We start from the raw sequence: 18804 nt of genomic DNA on the forward strand, positions 1-18804 counted from the left end.
CTTCCTCCTCCGCCCGAGAAAATGCTCAGCCGATCCGCACGACATCGCTTTTTGTCGCGTCGACCTTCACCGACAACACCTGGCCCACCGTCCGCGCGAAACCTTCCACGTCATCGAACCGGAACACGCCATCAAGTTGCTCAACGCCGATCCGCGGATCGAGCAGAACGAGCTTGCGATGATTGTACCGATTGAATTCCGCGATGGCATAGTCAAGCGGGTCGCCGAGCAGAACAATTTTGCCGGCACGCCAGGCAAGCGAACGATCGATGGATGCGGCAATCGCGCGCTGCTTTCTGATCATGCCATCCTCCGAGATGAAGGCGCGGTCTCCCGCGCGCAGGAAAACACGCTGGTCGATCGTACTTCCGCACCAGGTTTCGACCGATCCCTCCGTGACCATCACTTCCGAGCCGCGATCGAGTCGCCGAACGGAAAACGCCGTGCCGGAGGCCCTCACCGTCACCGCGCCCGTCTCGACGACAAACGCGCGATCCGGCCGCTTCGCGACCTGGAACCAGGCCTCGCCATGGTCGAGGCGGATCAGTTCTTTTTTTTTCTCGACGTGTACGGCAATGCGGCTCGCCGTGTTGATCGTCGCGACAGATCCATCCGAGAGCGTGACCCGCCTGATCTCTCCAAGCTCTGTCTCATAGGAACGCGCTGAATCGAAATACCAGACGCCGGCGAGCGATGCCGCCGCAGTAGCGCACAGGATCGCGAGGACGCCTCGTCGACGATAGACGGGCGCAGCGTCCTCGCGATCCCCGCCCCGATCCGCATCAGGCCGATCCAGCGCCAGCCAAAGCGCCTGCGTCCGCGCGAGTTCGCCACGCCGCCGAGGGTCGGCATTCAGCCAGGACTGCAGCTGGGCTTCGTCCTCAGCGCCCCAGTCGTCGGCGTCCATCCGCGCCACCCAATAGGCCGCGGTGTCTTCGATGTTCTGCGCGTTGCCAGTCATGAACGTCGCTCCACACGCTTGGCATCGGACGCCGCCTCTTCGACAAACGGCCCGCGGTCCCAGGCAGCCCGCAAAGCCTTGATGCCGAGCCAGATCTGCTTCTCGACCGCCGCTTCCGTGATGTTCATGTGCTCGGCAATCCTGCGCTGAGACCAGCCTTCCACCTTGCGAAGATGTACTGCTTGGCGGCACCGCTCGGGGAGGTCGGCGATCAGCCCCAGGACGCGGGCCCAGTCCAGCTTGGCTGCGACTTCCCTTTCCGGCGACGGCCGATCGTCATCGACATAGGATTCTATCTCCGCGACCATGTCGATCTGCACGACACGGCGTCGGCGGATGCGGCGAAGCATCAAATTGCGAACGATGGCGAAGAAATATGCGTCCGGCCTGTCGATATGGTCGAACGAGTCGAGGCGGGCGATAGCGCAATAGGCGTCTTGGACTATCTCGTCGGCATCTTCCCGCGAGATTCGATAGCGCCGCAGCCAGAGGCGCACCTGTGGTTCATGCGGCAGGATTCCGGTCGCCATCCACTGTGCGAGCAGGCGCCGCTTGGTATTTGCCTGGCTTGCGCTGCCCTGCATTGTCCACCTGGTTCGAGTCATCACTTCAACCGTGAAGAGTCGCTGGGCCCGACGATCCTTCGCGACGCGCGATAAAAGATTGATCCACTACGGGCAAAGGTCAGGGAGTTCATGGCCTACGCAGTGGCAGGGGCGTGTTGACAGTCCGACGCTTTCGACCGAATTTGCCTCGGGCGGACGCCCCGCCCCCGCCCCTTAGCGCAGCAAGCCTGAATCGCCGCGGCCCCTCAGCGCCAGCCGAGCGCGGGTGCAACGTGCATCAAAATGGACTCAAGCACATGCGCGTTATAATCGAAGCCGAGCTGGTTTGGGACGGTGAGCAACAGCGTGTCCGCTTCGGCGATGCCCTGGTCGTCACGCAGTAGCGTGATCAGTTGCTCGGGCTCGGCCGCGTAGGAGCGGCCGAACACTGCGCGCATATTGTCGATCATTCCGATCTGATCGCTGCTGTCACCCCGCCCGAAATAGGCTCGGTCACGATCGTTCATGAGCGCGAAGATCGAGCGCGAGACCGAAACCCGCGGCTCCCAATCATGCCCTGCTTCCTTCCATGCCTGGCGATAGAGTCGGATCTGCTTGGCCTGTTGCACGTGCAGCGGCTCGCCGCTCTCGTCGGCTTTCAGCGTCGAACTCTGGAGATTCATTCCGTTCTGCGCGGCCCATACCGCGGTGGCGTTGGACGATGAGCCCCACCAGATGCGGCGGCGGAGGCCCGGCGCATGCGGTTCGATTCGCAGCAACCCAGGCGGATTGGGAAACATCGGATTGGGGCTGGGCTGCGCAAACCCCTCGCCCTTCAGCAATTCGAGCAAGACCTCGGCATGCCTTCGGCCCATATCGGCATCGCTCTCGCCTTCGCCTGGCGCATAGCCGAAATGGCGCCATCCCTCGACAACCTGCTCGGGCGAGCCGCGACTTATGCCGAGTTGCAGACGGCCGCCACTGATCAGGTCGGCGGCTCCCGCATCCTCGGTCATGTAGAACGGATTTTCGTAGCGCATATCGATCACGCCCGTCCCGATCTCGATTCGGGTGGTTCTGGCGCCCGCTGCGGCCAGCAATGGAAAAGGCGATGCGAGTTGCTGCGCAAAATGGTGGACACGGAAATACGCGCCGTCTGCGCCGAGTTCCTCGGCAGCGACGGCCAGATCGATCGACTGGAGCAGCACATCCGATGCGGAGCGCGTCGCGGATTGCGACGAGGGTGACCAATGGCCGAACGAAAGGAACCCGATCTTCTTCATTGCGCACTCCTGATGCTGGCCGATGTCGTCGCACCCAGCCGACGGGCCGATTTCTGCCAGCGCAGATAGGGTACGTCCGGTCCGACGTCGCGGCAGTGTATGGAAACGCAGCTATTCTGATCTCGGGATTCGATCCTTAGTCGGCGTCGCTTCTACGCGGGGTCGACGGGCGCTGTCTTGATCTCGATGCAGGCGCTGCAGACACCTGCCGGTGGGAGAGCGCCGCCGTCATTCGAAACACGCCGTCGCGACACGCAGCTGTCACGGATCCGTACTAGCCCGCGCTCGGGGGTGACGTGGCGCGCCGCCCAGAGCCCAGGAGTTACGAGGTGTCTTACGCTGCAGAACCGGTCGGACGCGGCCTGCTGCGTGGTGCGCCTCAGGAAGAAGCCGCCCCGCCCCATCGGGGCTCGGGCCAACTGCTGGAGGCACATCGGCCGTCCTTGCATCGCTTCCTTCGGCGCCGTTTGCGATCGCACGACGATCCCGAGGACTATGTCCAAGAAGTTTATCTCCGCGTGCTGGCTGCAGACCCCGGCCAGGACAAAGTCCGAAACCTCAGGGGATTTCTCTTTCGTGCTGCGTCTAATCTGCTGATAGACAGACACCGCAGGAGAGAGGCATCCATGGAGGCAGCGCATATCGCGCTCGACGAGACGCTGAGGGACGACGGCACCAGCGATCCGGAGCGCATGATGATCGGGCGAAATACGCTCGACCATCTCGGCGATGCGCTCAAGACGCTGCCACCCGTGGCGCGTGATGCCTTTCTGCTCGTGCGCGTCGAAGGCCTGAGCCACCGCGACGCGGCCGAGCGACTCGGCATAGAAACCAAAGCCGTGTCGCGTCATGTCGAGCGCAGCCTCGCAAGGCTGGCCGCTACGCTGTTGGATTCGGGAAGGTGATGCTCGACGGAAACGCCTCCGGCTCGGGCGATCCCGAAATCCTGGCGGAGGCGGGGCGCTGGGTGGTGCGCGCGCGCGCGGGCATGTCCGGTGCCGAGAAGCGTGCATTTCGCGCGTGGCTGGCCGAGCGTGGTGAACACGCCGCCGCTGCCGATGCCGTTACCAATGCCTGGCAGGCAGCGCCCGCCGCCGCCGCCCGGGCCGGCCTGACCGCGCCGCCCCGCCCATCGCGCGTTCGCGCCCGGCGCGACCAATATTTTGCTCGCCGGCCCGGTCCGGGATGGAAAGTTGCGACGACGGTCCTTGCCCTGCCGCTGCTGATCGCAGGGACGTGGTGGTATACCAACAGCGAGACCCTGCAGCTTGCAACCGGGCCGCACCAACGGCTCGTCACGACCTTGGCCGATGGCAGCACGGTCTGGTTGGCGCCGAGTTCGCGCCTTCAGGCGCATTTCGATCCGTTCGGCCGGCAGCTTGCACTGCGCGAGGGCGAGGTGACGCTGCAGGTCGCGCATGAGCGGCGCCGCTTCGCCGTCGATGTCGGCGGCTACAGGATCGTCGATCGCGGCACGTTGTTCGATGTGCGTTTGCGCGGAAGCGGGCCCGTCACCGTCGTGCTGGTCGAGGGCCGGATCGACATCACGAACCGCCGCAACGGGAAGCTGGTCGCGAGCCCATTGCCGGGCGAGCGGGTGGCGCTCGGCGGCACCGGTGCGGTGCGCGCCGCAGTCGATGCGCAGGCGGCGATCGCCTGGCACGACGGTCGCGTCATTCTCGACGATTGCCCGTTGTCGGCTGCACTGGCGCAGTTCTCCGAACAGGGCGCGCCGCGAGTGGCCTTGCGCGACTCTGCCGTCGGCCGATTGCGGGTAAGCGGGGCGTTCGCGGTCGGGGGCATGGAATCCTTCCTGTCGGCGCTGGCCGAACTGCACCCGGTGACCTGGCGGCGGACGCCGCAGGGCTATGAGGTCGCGAGCCGGTGAGCACACGGTCTCGCATCCGTCGTGCGGTGCTGGCTGCGCTGATGCTGGCGCCGACCCTCGTCCCGACCCTGGCGGCGGCGCAGTCTCCGCTCGACCGCGCGATGGCGCGGCTCGCCGCCGCCTCGCCCATCGGCCGTACTGCACGAGAGGAGGTAGCCCACGCGATCGCGCGGCTGCGCGATCCCGAGACGCGGCGACAAACGCGTGCCGCCCTATTCGATCCGGAGGACTGTATCCTGTCGCGCGCCGGACTGGACGCCGCCAGGCAGGACCGGATCATCCGGGGCCTGCAGGCACGCGGCTGGATCGATGCAGGGCTGCAGCTCGCCACCGTGCGGGCGGCGCTGTTCCCCGCGCTACCGGGCGATGGCGGCCCCTGCCCGCACCTCGGCATCCCGGCGCTTGCCGCCCCCGGCGGAAACACCGGCTCGCACCATAGCTGGCCGGGTGGCCTTGCCGTCCATATCGCCGTCAATCTCCGCAGCGCGGGCGGGCTGGCGGATAGCTATTCGGCGATCGAAGGCGTCACGCCCGATCGCGATCGGATCGACGGCGCGATCCTGTGGCACGATTGGGCAAAGGCGCTGGTGTTGCGCTGGCGCAGCGACGGCACCACCACCGACGAACTTGCCGTGGCGGGAGCCGGCGCTCACCACGTATTGGGTCTGGCGGAGGCGATGCGGCGCGGCTTCGCGCCCGAACAGATCGTCGCGCAGGCCTGCGCCCACGGCCCGGCCACCGGAGACGGGCAGGCGCGCGTGCAGGCTTGGCTGGACGCGGCCGCCGTGATCGCGCAGGTCGACGGGCGCGCCTATCGCGCGACGCCGACGCCGGCGTGTTTCCTTGCCCATTTGGCCGACCAGAATTGGATATATTCCGACGAGGCCGTGATCCGGACGGAAGCATGGTTGAAAGCGCGCTCGCCCGCGCTCGGCATCGATCCGTCGGCGGAGCCGGCGCGGTTCCGCTTGTGCCTGCTCGTGCCCGCGCTTGCCTGGCTTGGTGCGGAACGGGTATTCGAGGCGCTCGTCGAGCCCGACCGGGTCACCGCCTTGCTTCGCCAAGCCCTCACCGCCTCCGCCTCGAGCGCGCTCTGTCCAGCCCACAAGACCGGCCGGACCCGCTTGATAGGCCGGGAATAGAAGCCTCGGACTGCCATCGCAGCCCGGTGGAAAACGAGGCGGCACATCGTGCCGCCCCGCCCCAGCATCGGTCAGAAACCCAGCCGCGCACTCAGCAAGAAGCTGCGCCCGGCGTCGATGTTCTGCGGAACCACCGTCGAGTAACGGCCGATTGTATCGTAATAGACGCGCGTGTTGGTGAGGTTCTGGGCGGCGAGCCGCAACTGCACCTGGGGTGTGACGCTATAGGCCAGGCTCAGATCGAACTGGCCGCGGGCGTGAACCCATTGGTCAAGTGCGCTGCTGTTCATCGGCGAACCGAAACTGGACGTGCCCCACAAGCCGTAAGCGGCGATATAATCTGAGGAATAATGGTAGCTCAGATCGGCGATGAAACCATATTTATCGTAGATCAGCGAAGCATTGTATAGTTGCCGAGGCGCGTTCTGCATATGCTCGTCACGGTCGAGCGCCGCGACTTTCAGATCGACACGCGAATGCTGGAAGGTGGCGTTCGCCGCCAGCGCCAGGCCCCCGAAAGCGCCCGGCAACATCGCGAAATTCTGGCGCAGATTGAGCTCCATGCCTACGACATGGCCCGAGCCGCCATTCTGCGGCTGCGAGATGGTCACTCGCCCGCCGGTCGCGTCATCATAACGGCTGAAGCCAGCGCCGGCATTGTAGATGAAGTTCCGCAGGTGCTTGTAGTAGCCGGCAACCGACAGCGACGAGCCGAACGGGGTGGTCCAGTTGCCCGAGGCGTCGAAGTTCAGCGCCTCGATCGGCTTGAGGTTCGGATTGCCGCGCGAGATGCTGACATTGCCATCGGCATCGACACTGGTCGAGGTGTTGCCGGCCAATTGAATGAAGGGCGGACGGGTGTAGCTCGTCCAGATCGCCGCGCGATACGCGGAGCGCCCGTTGGGCCGCCACGCCGCGGTAAGGCTGGGCAACACCTCGTCGAAGCTGGAATCGCTGGCCGACCATCCGTAATGCTCGCTCTGGGTCGTGCCGTCGCTGAGCTTCACGGTCTTGTCGACGCCCTGGTTACCGGAAATCCAGAAGCGGTTGTGAACATCGACATGTTCGTAGCGTATACCCGCGGTCACTTCGACGGAGCCGAGACGAAGGTCGGCCGCCATATAGCTCGAGGCCACCTGCTCGCGCCCGGTCACGGTGTTGCCGTTGTAATCGTCCGGGCTCCAGTTCACGTTGAAGCCGCCATTGGCGGAATAGGCCGCCCAGAACCGGTCGGGCGAGATCAGCGGCAGCGCATAATTGTAGACGCCGGGGATCACCGAACTCAGCGTCGTATCGACCAGGCCCGAATTGCCCAGTGTCGCGCCGGCGGCAACGGCTGCATCGGTCTGGATGTCGCGAAAACTGGTGAAGCGCTGCGCGTCCGAGTATTTCGCACCGAACCTGATCGCCTCCAGCCAGTCTGTGCCGGCATCGTAGCGGAGGTCGAGCTTGAAGCCGTGCTTGTGCTGGTTGCTCTTCCCGTCGGTTACCTCGCCGCGGTTGCGCGCCCGCCAATTGGCGATGTTGCGGACGTTGGTCAGGATCCCGGGCGTGAAGATCGGCATCGGGTAGCCGTCGCGATATCCGATGCCGACCCCGGTCTTGAACACCTGGTAATTGGTATCGGTGTCGTCACCGGTCGGGGATATGCCGCGGTTATAGAAGGTTACTTCGAAATGGTTGGGGAAGTCGTTCGCGCCCCAGCTGTAATAGGCCTGCGGCGTGGCAGTCAGCCTGCCGATCTTGGCATCGAAGCCGAGCAGCGCAGTGCCCAGCGTGTCCCGGCTCGGGTTGGACTGGGACCAATAGTGCAGTTCCTGCTGATTGCTGACGACGCGCGCCAGACCGCTCGTGCCACCCAGCGGCACTGCGGTGGCAAACCCGCTGCGCCCGCCCTGAATGCCGATCTGATAGATCGTTTGCTCGGTATCGGCCCGCGCGAACGTCGCCCGGGCGAAGGCATGGATAGCGTCCGAAACGTTCCAGTCGATCGATCCGACACCGCCATAGCGCTTCGTCTCGCCGCGCGTCATTTGCATGCCGAAGCCGAGCAGCTGCAGATTGTCGGCCGGGTCGACCCCGGCGGGCACCGCCTTGTTCGCATCGACGATTTTATATTCGAACTGGCCGTTGGTCTGCTGGCTGTTGGCGAAATGGCGCAGCGAGTAATAGCCGCTCAGATAGACGCCGAAGCGATCGTCGGCACCGAACGTCTTTGAGATCGCGAGCTGGCCTTGATAGCCCCACGGCTTGAGGCCGTAATCCGCCGCCCGCTGTTCATATCTTACGTCGCTGTAGAGCGATACATGCCCACCCGGACTCTGGAATGCGGTCGGCATGCGAAAATCGATGGTGCCGCCGATCGCGTCGCCCTGCATATCGGCAGTCGAGGTCTTGCTGATGACGATATTGTCGATGCCGATCGGCGGAAGCAGCGAGAGCTGCACTTCACGGCTGTACGGCATGCCTTGCGCGGCATCGATGCCGTTGATCAGGTTGACGTTATACTCGCCGCTGAGGCCGCGGATCGAAACGAACTGACCCTCGCCGCGCGCCGCCGTATCGAGGCCGCCATAGTTGGACCCATTTCCCTGCGAACCGGCCTGCGAAACGGTCGAGAACATGACGTTCACGCCCGGCAGGCGCGCCAGTGTTTCGGTCACGTTCCGGTCGGGGCGCCTGGCGATCTCTTCAGCCGACAGCATGTTGACCGTCGTGTTCGAGGCCATTTCCCGTGCTTGGGGGGTCTCCTGTCGACGCCCTTCGACAAGAATAAGGTCGGTGCCTTCGACCGCCTCTGAAGATCTCGCCTCCGGCGCACGGCGGCTTGATGCGGCGACTCGCCGCCGAGCGGGCGACTTGGCGGGGCGGATCACCACCGCGCCGTCCGCGCGCAGGTCATAGCCGATCGCGGTGTCGGCAAGCAGCGTACGCAACGCGCTCTCGAAGTCACGCACCCCCCGCACCGGACGCGACACGCGCGACCGCATGGCGCCAGCGTCGAACAGGATGTCGCGGCCGGACTGTTTGGCAAGCCGCATCAAAGCCTCGCCAAGCGGCTGGGCGGGAATGTCGTAGACAACAGGCGCCGCCCGGGTTTGCGCCAGCACGGCGGGCGCCTGGGCCAGGGTGGCGGCCATGGCGGTGGCAAGCAGGAACGATTTGGACAAACGCATCTTCAGTTCTTCCCCGGAAAGAGGGCGTGATGCCCTCCCTGAACCGAGACGCAGGCCGGCGACGATTTCCCGGGGACGGCCGAAATTTTTTTGCGGCGCAGCATATTAGGAAGCGCAGCCAGAGGCGGCATGGCGATCGAGCCCCATCCTCGCGCAGCACGGCAAGCCATGATCCGATATTCGCCGGCCTGGTAAGACGATCGTCCACAAAATTGCCCAATCGAAAAACTGGTGCGCCACAGGCAAGCTACGTCTTCTCGCCCAATGACATGGCAAGGTGATCCACGATCGCGCGGACTTTCGCGGATGGCTTCGGACCGGCTGGGAAAACTGCCCAGACTTCCGCCGGAGGGAGCTGATAGGGTTCGAGCAGCCTGACAAGCCGGCCGGAGCGCAACTCGTCCTCGGCCATCAGCGGCGTTGCCAGCGCGATGCCCAATCCGGCTAACGCTGCCGCCGTCACCCCTGCCCCTGAGTTCGTCCAGAGCCTCGCGGAAACGCGTACGGACGTCACCGTCTTGTTGCGCACGAAGCGCCAACTCTCGCGCCCAAAGGCGCCTTGCTGAATGATGCAATCATGGCTGGCCAGTTCACCTGGAGTGGTGGGCGTGCCGTGCTTCAAAAGATACTCCGGCGCTGCAACCACCATTCGCTCGACCACCGCCAGCTTACGCGCTCCGAAGGTCGAGTCATCAAGTTGACCGACACCAAGGCGGATAGCGACATCGACGCCATCCACGATCAAATTCTGGCGGGCGTCGGTTATTATGATCTCGACGCGAAGGTCCGGATTCCGGCCCATGAACGTTGCCAGCGCGGGGATTACGGCGCGCGTGCCGTAGACGACCGGCATAGCGAGCCGGATCACTCCATGCAGCGAGTCTACTCCCCGTGCGGCCTGTTCGGCCTCCTCCATCTCGGCGAGCAAGTTTCTCGCGCGATCCAAGTACACAGTCCCCGCGTCGGTCAGGGAGACGCTCCGGGTAGTGCGCAGGAGCAGGGTTATGCCCAGGCGCGTCTCCAGAGAATTGATGATGCGCGAAATGGAGGGCTGAGAGAGTTCCATCTCCCGAGCCGCACGCGACAGGCTGCCGCTCTCCGCAACGCGGACGAACACGGCCATCTCCTGCCAACGATCACTCATTTGAAATTCGAATATATGTTGTCCGTATTTGAAGGATACAACGCTCTGCACGGATAACCTAGATCGAGGGTCACGGCAACGGCGCCGCGGCTGGAAGGACGGCTATGAGGCTTCAGGACAAGCTCGACGCAATGCGCGATGATTTCGAGAACGGACGCTTTCCGCTGGTACCGACCAGCGGTCAGCTCGAGACGATGCAACGCGCGACACACGCGCTGATCGAAAGCGGGCAAGCCGACCGCGCGCTCAAAGCCGGCGATACCGCGCCGGCGTTCACGCTGAAGGACGCGAGCGGCAGCGATGTTAGCGCGCGGACAATTCTGGAGCGTGGTCCGCTGGTTGTCACCTTTTACCGGGGCGTCTGGTGCCCCTATTGCAACTACGATCTTCAGGCGCTCGAGGAAGTTCGCCCCGAGATCGAAGCGCGAGGCGCCAGCCTCGTCGCGATCTCCCCCCAGACGCGGGCGAACAGCCGCAAGTCGCAGCGCGACAACAAGCTGGACTTTCCGATCCTCAGCGACCCCGGCGCGGCGGTGGCCGCGCAGTTCGGCCTCCGCTTCGCGGTGCCGGACGATCTGATCGAGGTCTATCGGCAGTTCGGCAACGACCTGTCGGCGATCAACGACGATACCGCGTGGGTGTTGCCGATGCCGGCGCGCTACGTGATCGGGACGGACGGCGTGATCGCTTATGCCGAGGTCAATCCCGACTACACGCGGCGGCCTGATCCGTCGGAGCTTCTCCCGGTGCTCGACCGCCTGCGTGCCGCCCCTCCGGCCTGACCATCTCAATTCCACTCACCGGATCGGCCGCGGCGTTCGACCGAAAGACGCGGCTGATCCGATCCCGACTGAAAGGACCAATTTTATGTCGATCAAGATCTACGGCGATCCCGGCTCGGGCAGCCTACGTCGCGTGACGGCGGCGGCATCGGCCATGGGCGTGGATATCGAGCGCGTGAACATCGACCTTTTCCAAGGCGAGAGCCACTCACCCGAATTCCTCGAACTCAACCCGCACGGCCTCTCGCCGGTGTTGGTGGACGGCGACTTCGTCCTCTACGAATCCGCGGCGATCAACCTCTATCTCGCCGAAAAGGCGGGAAGCGATCTGGCCGGAAGGTCGCCGCGCGAGCGGTTCGAGATCCTGCAATGGATGTTCTGGTCGGGCGAGCAGTGGCGGGTGTTCGCGACGCTCACCTTCGATGAGGTCCTCGCCAAACGGTTCATCGGCAAGCCGGCGGACGAGAGCATCGTTCAGTTGGCGGCAGCCAAGCTCCGCGCGGCGGCGGCCGTGCTGGACGCCCACCTGGCGAAGCACGATTATATGGTCGGCGATCGGCTGACGCTGGCAGACTTCGACATCGCCGGTCCGTTCTCGCAGAACGAGCGCACGAAGATTCCGCTCAACGCGTTCCCCAACCTCGTGGCCTGGCAGCAGCGGCTGCTGGACACCCTGCCGGGTTGGGCCGCCACAAAGCGTGAGGTCGATGCCCGCATCGACGGCGCGCTCGAAGCGGCCGGAATCCAGCTCTGATGCCCGGCGCCGGCCTCTCGCACAGGCGGCCGGCGCAAACCAGGAAAGGCCGATCATGAAGATCGACTTGAGTGGCCGCACGGCCGTCGTCACAGGCTCGACCGCCGGGATCGGCCGCGCGGCGGCAGAGGGGTTGGCCCGCGCCGGCGCCTGGGTCATCGTCAACGGGCGCACCCAAGCGCGGGTCGACGAGGCGGTGCGGGAGCTGCGCACGCTGTTTCCAGACAGCGAGATATCCGGCATCGCGGCCGACCTGTCGACCGCGGCGGGCGCGGACGCCTTCATCGCGGCGGCGCCGGATGCAGATATCCTCGTCAACAATGTCGGTACGGCGTTTCTGCGGGACTATGACGGCATCCGGAGCATCGCCGCCATCCCCGACGACGAGTGGCTCAAGCTGTTCCAGCTGAACGTCATGAGCGGGGTGCGCCTGTCGCGCCACTATCTGCCGAGGATGGCGGAAACGGGCTGGGGACGCGTGGTCTTCGTCAGCAGCGAATCCGCGCTCAACACGCCCAAGGAGATGCTCGACTACGGCATGACCAAGACTGCCCAGCTTGCTGTCTCCCGCGGGTTGGCTGAGGCGGTCTCCGGCACCGGGGTCACCGTCAATGCCGTGCTGCCGGGTCCGACTCGGTCCGAGATCCTCAGCGGCTATATGGCCGATCACGCGGCGGCGGCGGGAATCACGATGGAGGAAGCCGAACAGGGCTTCCTGCAGGCGCTGCGACCGACGAGCCTGATCCAGCGCTTCGCCACCACCGACGAAGTCGCCAACATGATCGTCTACGCCTGCTCCGAGCAGGCATCGGCGACGAGCGGCGCGGCGCTGCGCGTCGGCGGCGGCATCGTGCGCTTCGTCGCCTGACCGAACGCGCGACCGGGGTCGCCGGACCGGCCGTCTCAATCTGTGTTCCATCTGATAATCCGAGGTAGAATGGCATTGGTGATCGCTCAGTACGGACAGGGAGGGCCAGAGGTATTGCGGGCCGAGGACCGCGCATTGCCTTCACCGACGGCAACCCAGGTCGCGCTCGATCAGCAAGCGATCGGGTTCAACTATTTCGACGTCCTGCAGCGCAAGGGGTTGCTGTCCGACGACATGCCCGGTCGCGTGATAGGAATCGAAGGGGCGGGCATCGTGACTTCGGTCGGTTCGGAGGTGGAGCACTTCGCGGTCGACGACCGCGTGGGGTATCTGCGCTCGCAAGGCGCCTATGCCGAAACACGCGTGATCGACTCCGACATGCTGTTCCACCTGCCCCCGGACGTCAGCTTCGAGATCGCCGCCGCGCTCACCGTCAAAGGCTTCATGGCCTGGCTCTGCGTTTACCGCCTGCTCGACGTTCAGCGCGATCAGATCGTCCTCGTCACGACCGCCGCTGGCGGAGTGGGGTCGCTGACGGCCCGCCTCGCCGCGCATCGCGGCGCGCGCGTGTTCGGCGTGGTGGGCAGTGCGGCCAAGCAAGGCACGGCGCGCGACAGCGGCGCCGTCGACGTGGCCGTCGGGCTGGACGACGCGTTCGACATGGTGGCGCATGTCACCGATGGCGCGGGCGTCGATGTGGTGTTCGACGGAATCGGCGCCGACACCGCCGACCGTCTGCTCGCCGCAGACGCGGTCCGCTCGGGCGGCACCATCGTGTCGTTCGGCGCGTCCGCCGGTTGGCCAAAAGCCGATCCCGCTGCAGTCGCCCGGCGCCGCGCCACCGTCCTGACGCCGCAAGCCCTGACCCATCTCAAGAGCGCGGGCGAACTGCGCGAAGCAATGGCCGAGGTGTTCCGCCTCTATCGCAACGGCGCCTTCGGCGAGGTTCCGCTGACCCGCTACCCTTTGCGAGAGGCCGCCAGGCTCCACCAGGATGTCGATAGCCGCGTCAGCACGGGGCTCTCGATACTGCTGCCCTGAGCGTTCGACGCCGCGCAAGCGGCAATTGCGGACCTGAATGTCGTAGATGAAGAGAGGAAGCGCAATGAGGATCGGAATCGTAGGCAGTGGTCAGATCGGTGGCACGGTCGGAGGCCCTCATATCGGGCTGATCGCGCTCGCCTCGGCCGCCCGACGCCCGCGTCGTCCGGCGGCCGCAGCAACGCGAACCGGGACAACGCCATCAGTGGAGACGCCGCCATGACCGACCGCAAGATACTCGTTCCCGACGCAAGTCACCCGATCAGCATCGAAGACTCTCCGTCGACGGTGACCGTCAAGCAGGGAACGCTCAGCATCGCGAAGACGCAGAACGCCCTGACGCTTTCGGAAGCGTCCTATCCGCCAGTTCAATACATCCCGCGCAGCGACGTCGACATGTCGCTGCTGCAGCGGTCGCAGCACACGACCTATTGCCCGTACAAAGGTGTTGCCACTTACTACAGCATACCGGCGCTCGGCGAGGCCGGGCTGAACAGCGTGTGGACCTACGAGGCACCGTTCGACGCGGTCGGCGCGATCGCGGGCCATCTCGCTTTCTATCCGGACCGCGTGTCGGTCGAGCTCCGTGAAGGTGTGGGATGATGAAGGCCGCAAGCTCCGGTAGTTCCCGTCGAACTGACAAAATGCAAGGGTTGCAGGATCGGCGCGGGTCAAGCAGCGATGCTGGGCCCGGAAGCCCGCCCGACACGACGATCCGCACCCAGCGCCGCACCTCTTCTCTCGCGCCGGCCGGGCGCAATGGCCATCGGGCCGGGGCCAAAGCAGCTTGCGAAGCGGGCGTCGCAGCGCCTCGCGGCGACAAGGGAAATTAGCCGTCAATGGGGCCGGCTGCGCGATCGGGCCGACGAGGACGGCGCAGCGCTTGCTTTGAATGCAAAGGAAGCAGTCACACCTGAATTGCCGCCCCGGCTGGGGGCTGTGCCGCATGGGCGAGCGCTCCGGGCGCGGCCATGAAAAGCATTCCATTGGCTGCCCGCCGCGGCTAGCGTGCCGAAAACGATCGAGGGAGAAGATCATGGCACGTCCGGCGCTCGCCATATCGGCACTGGCCACGAGCTATGCGGTGCTCGGCTTGCTGATGAATAGCGTCGGCACGGTCATTCTCCAGTCGATACAGCATTATGGCGTGACCAAGCCTGAGGCCGCCACGCTCGAAGCGTGCAAGGACCTGTCGGTGGTCGCGGCGTCCTTTCTCTTCGCGGTGCACCTGCCGCGCTTCGGCTTTCGACGCGCGCAGATTTGCGTCATGCTCGTGATCGCAGCGGGCGCATTGCTGATGTCGGTCGCCAACAGCTTCGTCGCGACTCAGATCTTCTTTGTCCTCACCGGTCTGTGCTTCGGCATCGCGAAAGTGGCGACCTATGCCTCGATCGGTCTGGTGCGCCCGGATCGCGCGGGTCATGCCAGCCTCACCAGCCTGATCGAAGGCATCTTCATGCTCGGCATCCTTGTCGGGATCTGGATGTTCGGCTGGTTCATCGGCGCCGACCGGACCGGCCAGGACTGGCTGCATGTCTATCAGGTGATCGCGCTACTCGCCGGGCTGGCTGCCTTGCTCTGGTGGCTCACTCCGCTCGATGAGCGAAGCGGGCGCCCGGCCGACGTCGCGGGCCCGGGCTACCGCGACATGCTCGCCCTCGTCATCCTGCCGTCGACCATCGCCTTCCTGGGGGCGATCTTCCTCTACGTGCTCGTCGAGCAGAGCATCGGGACGTGGTTGCCCACCTTCAACAATCAGGTCCTGCATCTGCCGAGCGCTATGAGCGTCCAGGCGTCCAGCATCTTCGTCGCCGCGCTGGCTGCCGGCCGCCTCGGCGCGAGCGGGCTGGTGACCCGCCTCGGCTGGCTGCGATTGCTGCTTGCCTGCCTCGTGGCAATGGCAGCCCTTGTGCTGCTGACGCTGCCGACCACGCACGGCCTGACGCTCCGTCCCGCGGTGACCTGGTTCAGCGCGCCCATCGCCGCCTATCTCTTCCCGTTGATCGGCGTGTTCATGGCGCCGATCTATCCAATCGTCTCCTCGGTCGTGCTGAGCGCGTTGCCGCAACAGCGCCACGCTGCCATGGTCGGGTTGATGGTGATCTTCTCGGCGTTGGGCGGCACGATCGGCTCGATTATCACCGGCCTGGTCTTCGACCGCTTCTCGGGGCAGACCGCGTTCTACCTCGTGCTGGCGCCGATCGCCTTGATCGGCCTCGCATTGTGGTGGCTCGCGCAAGTCATTGCCCGCACGGAAGGCCGCGATCAGGCCGCGCCGGCATAATCGGCGAGCCGAAAGTCGGCGATCGAGGGTATCAGCCGGTCCGCATCGGGCAGCGACCCCGGCGGCCCGATCCCGAGCGCTGCCATGTCGGCAGCGTGAATTGCAGTGACGCCCGCAGCCGAATCCTCGATCCCGAGCATCGCGGGGGGAGCCACGCCGACGGCGGCGGCCGCCGCCAGGAAGATGTCGGGCGCCGGCTTGCCATTGGCGACGGCCGCCGGGTCGACTACGATGTCGAACATCGCTTCGATGCCGAGCTTGCGCAACAGCAATGGCGCGTTGCGGCTTGCCGAAGCGAGCGTCACCGCCAGGCCGGCCGCGCGGCACGACTCCAGCGCTTCGCGCGCTCCGGGGAAAAGGTCCGAAGGGCCGAAACTATCGATCTCCTCAAGATACCATCGGTTCTTTCCCGCGGCGAGCGCGCCGCGGCGCTCGGCGTCGAAGCCGGGCCGATCGCCGAGGATCAGGGCGAGGCTGCCCATGCGGTCCACGCCCTTGAGCGCCTCGTTCGCCGCCTCGTCGAACGGTATGCCCAGACTGTCCGCGAGCCGTTTCCACGCGCGAAAATGCGCGCGCGCGGTGTCGGTCAGCACCCCGTCGAGATCGAAGGCCACGCCGCCGAGCGGGCGCGGAAAGGTCATTGCGCCAGCGCCATGGCCCAACTCCGGCCCGCCTCGATATGCACGGTCTCGCCATTGTGGGCGAACGTCAGCGCGGGACCGGCGACCACTTCGTAGCACGCGCCCTCGCGATCCACCCGCACGCGCAATTCGCTCCCGCGCCAGCACATTCCGAAACGATAGCCCGTCCACCCGGGCGGCACTTGCGGCCTGAATCCGAACCCTTCTCCCGAGGGCCGGAACCCGCCAAAGCCCCAGACCAGCGCCAGCCATGAACCCGCGAGCGAGGCCATATGCACGCCGTGATCGGTGTTGCCGTGCTGGTCTTCCAGATCGACGAACGTCGTATCACGGAAGAAGCGCAGCGCCGCCTCGTGTTCGCCGACTTCGCTCGCCAGGATTGCGAAGCTGGACGCCGACAGAGTCGAATCATGCGTGGTGAGCGGCTCATAATAGTCGAACACCCGGCGCTTGCGTTCGGGCGACACTTCCTCGCCCCCCAGCACCATGCCGAGCACAAGGTCGGCCTGCTTGCACACTTGATGGCGATAGAGCGTCATCGGATGATAATGGAGGAGCAGCGGAAAACGATCCTTCGGCGCGGCCGCCAGATCCCAACGCGGCTTGGACAGGAAGCTCGCATCCTGCGCATCGATGTCGCGCGCAACGTCATAGGGCAGATGCAATGCGTCGGCGGCGCGGGAGAAGCGCTCGAGTTCTCCGTCCCCCAGTACCAGCTTGCGCGAAAGCGACGCCCATTGCTCGGGCACGGCATCCGCCATGCGGTCGGCAACCCGGCGCGCGAGGCGCAGATGCTTTTGCGCCATGCGGTTGGTGTACCAATTGTCGTCGACCAAAGCGGTATATTCGTCCGGTCCGGTGACGCCGTGAATGTGGAAGCTGTCGGCATGCCAATCGCCGAGCGCGAGCCACAGCCGGGCGGTCTCGATAAGCATCTCGGCGCCCATAGCGAACAGAAAATCATCGTCGCCGCTGGCCTCAGCATAGAAGCCGATCGCGAAGCCGATGGCGGCGTTGATGTGGTACTGCGCCGATCCGCTCGGATAATGCGCCGAGCATTCGCGCCCAGCGATCGTCCGCCACGCGTAGAGCGCGCCGGACGCATGATCGAGTTCCCGGGCATTGGCGCGGGCGGCATCGAGCGTGCGGAAACGATAGACCAGCATCGCGCGCGCAACGTCGGGCGCGATCAGCGCGAGTACCGGCAGCATGAACGCTTCGGTGTCCCAGAAGTAATGGCCTTCATAGCCCTCGCCGGTCAGCCCCTTGGCCGCGGCGCTCGAATGCCCGTCGCGCCCGGCGGAGGTGAACAGGTGAAACAGATTCACCCGCAATGCTGCGCTTGTCTCGGATTCCCCTTCGATCGAAACGCCGGCGCGGTCCCAAAAGGCAGCGAATGCTTCGTGCTGGCCCTGCAACGCAGCGTCGAAGCCCGTGCGCAACGCGCGCTCTGCGCGGCTCTCCGCCTCGGCGCGAAGCGCGTCCGACGCCGCGGCCCCCGCGGCAAAGCCTGTCGCCACGACCAGCCACTCGTCATCCTGATGCGACCGCTGCGCCGCGGCGACGCCGATCCCGCTTCCCGGAAGCCGTTCGACGATCAGCCCAGCGTCGGCCTGCTCGGTCTGAAAGCCGCCCGAACCGAGATGGACGCCGATCCGGGGATCGTCCGATTGTCCGATCGCGCGCGGCGCGGGCCCGAGGAAGGAGTCGAGCGCGACGTCCGCGCCATCCAGCTCGGCGCGGAGCCGGCGCAGCAATACCGGCGTTCCGTCGATCGGAACGATCCGCTCGGCATGGATCGTGAGGTGACGGCCATCGGCGAGCCTCCAGCACGACTCCCTGCGCAACAGGCCGGTGCGCAGATCGAGCGCCCGTATTGTCTGAACGGCCTCGGCAGCGCCGAAATCGACCGGCACGCCGTCGACCAGCACGCGCAGGCCCAGGGGCTCCGCAACGGGGACGCGGGTGTCGGACCGTTCGGCGAAACCATGGAGCCGTTCGTGATAGTGGATCGGGCTCTGTTCGTAGGCTTCAGCCAGGAAAGTGCTGGCCCGCGCGCGCTCCTCGATTGCACCGCGCACGCCGATCGATCCGTTGGAAAGCGCGAGAATCGTCCCGACCCAGCCTTCGCGGTCGCTATCGTCACCGGCGATGACGAGCGTCCAGCCGTCGTCGGAAAAGGTGACGCCCTGTCGCCGATCGCGTTCCGCGCGCCCCAAAATCCACTCCTCTCGATGACGGGACCGGAAATAGCGGAGCATTGATAACGATTTCAAGAACAATGCGTCGGTGCCG

The 18804-nt window shown here is 65.4% G+C and carries 16 protein-coding genes; 9 read left to right on the plus strand and 7 right to left on the minus strand.

The window, feature by feature from the left end; translation table 11 throughout:
• Positions 1-25 precede the first annotated feature (25 nt).
• The 3 genes from E5A73_RS18905 to E5A73_RS18915 all read right to left on the minus strand — a co-directional run bounded on the left by E5A73_RS18905 (position 26) and on the right by E5A73_RS18915 (position 2789).
• The gene (locus E5A73_RS18905; RefSeq protein WP_135965411.1) at positions 26-961 is read right to left on the minus strand and encodes a FecR family protein; all 936 of its coding nucleotides are present in this window, start codon (positions 959-961) and stop codon (positions 26-28) included.
• Positions 958-1545 (minus strand): RNA polymerase sigma factor, encoded by a 588-nt coding sequence (locus tag E5A73_RS18910; protein ID WP_168355998.1) that lies wholly within the window; start codon positions 1543-1545, stop codon positions 958-960. Before E5A73_RS18910 ends, E5A73_RS18905 begins: the two co-directional genes overlap by 4 nt.
• A gap of 227 nt (positions 1546-1772) precedes the next feature.
• Entirely contained in the window at positions 1773-2789 is a 1017-nt protein-coding gene (locus E5A73_RS18915) for an LLM class flavin-dependent oxidoreductase (protein ID WP_135965413.1), read from the minus strand.
• Between the two features lie 329 nt (positions 2790-3118).
• Here E5A73_RS18915 and E5A73_RS18920 point away from each other — a divergent pair, with 329 nt between their 5' ends.
• Genes E5A73_RS18920 through E5A73_RS18930 form a run of 3 tightly spaced genes read left to right on the plus strand, consistent with a single transcriptional unit; the run spans position 3119 to position 5819 of the window.
• Positions 3119-3694, plus strand: coding sequence for an RNA polymerase sigma factor (locus E5A73_RS18920; protein ID WP_168355999.1), 576 nt, complete (start codon positions 3119-3121; stop codon positions 3692-3694).
• Complete coding sequence (locus E5A73_RS18925) at positions 3694-4677, plus strand: FecR family protein (protein ID WP_135965415.1); 984 nt, start codon at positions 3694-3696, stop codon at positions 4675-4677. The genes E5A73_RS18920 and E5A73_RS18925 overlap by 1 nt, the downstream gene beginning before the upstream one ends.
• A 26-nt stretch (positions 4678-4703) precedes the next feature.
• Positions 4704-5819, plus strand: a complete 1116-nt coding sequence (locus E5A73_RS18930; RefSeq protein ID WP_168356000.1) for a hypothetical protein — start codon at positions 4704-4706, stop codon at positions 5817-5819.
• Positions 5820-5890: 71 nt separating this feature from the next.
• Here E5A73_RS18930 and E5A73_RS18935 read toward each other — a convergent pair whose 3' ends face one another.
• Entirely contained in the window at positions 5891-8959 is a 3069-nt protein-coding gene (locus E5A73_RS18935) for a TonB-dependent receptor (RefSeq protein ID WP_168356001.1), read from the minus strand.
• 283 nt (positions 8960-9242) lie between these two features.
• Positions 9243-10139, minus strand: coding sequence for a LysR family transcriptional regulator (locus tag E5A73_RS18940; RefSeq protein ID WP_135965418.1), 897 nt, complete (start codon positions 10137-10139; stop codon positions 9243-9245).
• Positions 10140-10243: 104 nt separating this feature from the next.
• On the opposite strand from E5A73_RS18940, the gene E5A73_RS18945 reads away from it, so the two are divergent.
• The 6 genes from E5A73_RS18945 to E5A73_RS18970 all read left to right on the plus strand — a co-directional run bounded on the left by E5A73_RS18945 (position 10244) and on the right by E5A73_RS18970 (position 15868).
• Positions 10244-10921, plus strand: coding sequence for a peroxiredoxin-like family protein (locus tag E5A73_RS18945; protein ID WP_135965419.1), 678 nt, complete (start codon positions 10244-10246; stop codon positions 10919-10921).
• A gap of 85 nt (positions 10922-11006) precedes the next feature.
• Positions 11007-11675, plus strand: coding sequence for a glutathione S-transferase family protein (locus E5A73_RS18950; protein WP_135965420.1), 669 nt, complete (start codon positions 11007-11009; stop codon positions 11673-11675).
• Positions 11676-11730: 55 nt separating this feature from the next.
• Positions 11731-12543 carry an SDR family NAD(P)-dependent oxidoreductase gene (locus tag E5A73_RS18955; protein ID WP_135965421.1) on the plus strand — a complete coding sequence of 271 codons (813 nt, stop codon included), beginning with the start codon at positions 11731-11733 and terminating at the stop codon, positions 12541-12543.
• A 69-nt stretch (positions 12544-12612) separates the two neighbouring features.
• The gene (locus E5A73_RS18960; protein ID WP_135965422.1) at positions 12613-13584 is read left to right on the plus strand and encodes a zinc-binding dehydrogenase; all 972 of its coding nucleotides are present in this window, start codon (positions 12613-12615) and stop codon (positions 13582-13584) included.
• A gap of 219 nt (positions 13585-13803) precedes the next feature.
• The gene (locus E5A73_RS18965) at positions 13804-14187 is read left to right on the plus strand and encodes a DUF427 domain-containing protein (protein ID WP_135965423.1); all 384 of its coding nucleotides are present in this window, start codon (positions 13804-13806) and stop codon (positions 14185-14187) included.
• Positions 14188-14620: 433 nt separating this feature from the next.
• A complete protein-coding gene (locus tag E5A73_RS18970) occupies positions 14621-15868 on the plus strand; it encodes an MFS transporter (RefSeq protein WP_135965424.1) in 1248 nt (415 codons plus the stop codon).
• Here the strand turns inward: E5A73_RS18970 and pgmB are convergent.
• Positions 15850-16509 (minus strand): beta-phosphoglucomutase, encoded by a 660-nt coding sequence (pgmB, locus tag E5A73_RS18975; RefSeq protein ID WP_135965425.1) that lies wholly within the window; start codon positions 16507-16509, stop codon positions 15850-15852. The genes E5A73_RS18970 and pgmB overlap by 19 nt on opposite strands.
• On the minus strand, positions 16506-18728 hold the full coding sequence (locus E5A73_RS18980; RefSeq protein WP_168356002.1) for a glycoside hydrolase family 65 protein: 2223 nt from the start codon (positions 18726-18728) through the stop codon (positions 16506-16508). The genes pgmB and E5A73_RS18980 overlap by 4 nt, the downstream gene beginning before the upstream one ends.
• Positions 18729-18804 lie beyond the last annotated feature (76 nt).

Origin of the sequence: Sphingomonas gei (assembly GCF_004792685.1) — a bacterium.
In the GTDB taxonomy this organism is placed as follows: domain Bacteria; phylum Pseudomonadota; class Alphaproteobacteria; order Sphingomonadales; family Sphingomonadaceae; genus Sphingomonas; species Sphingomonas gei.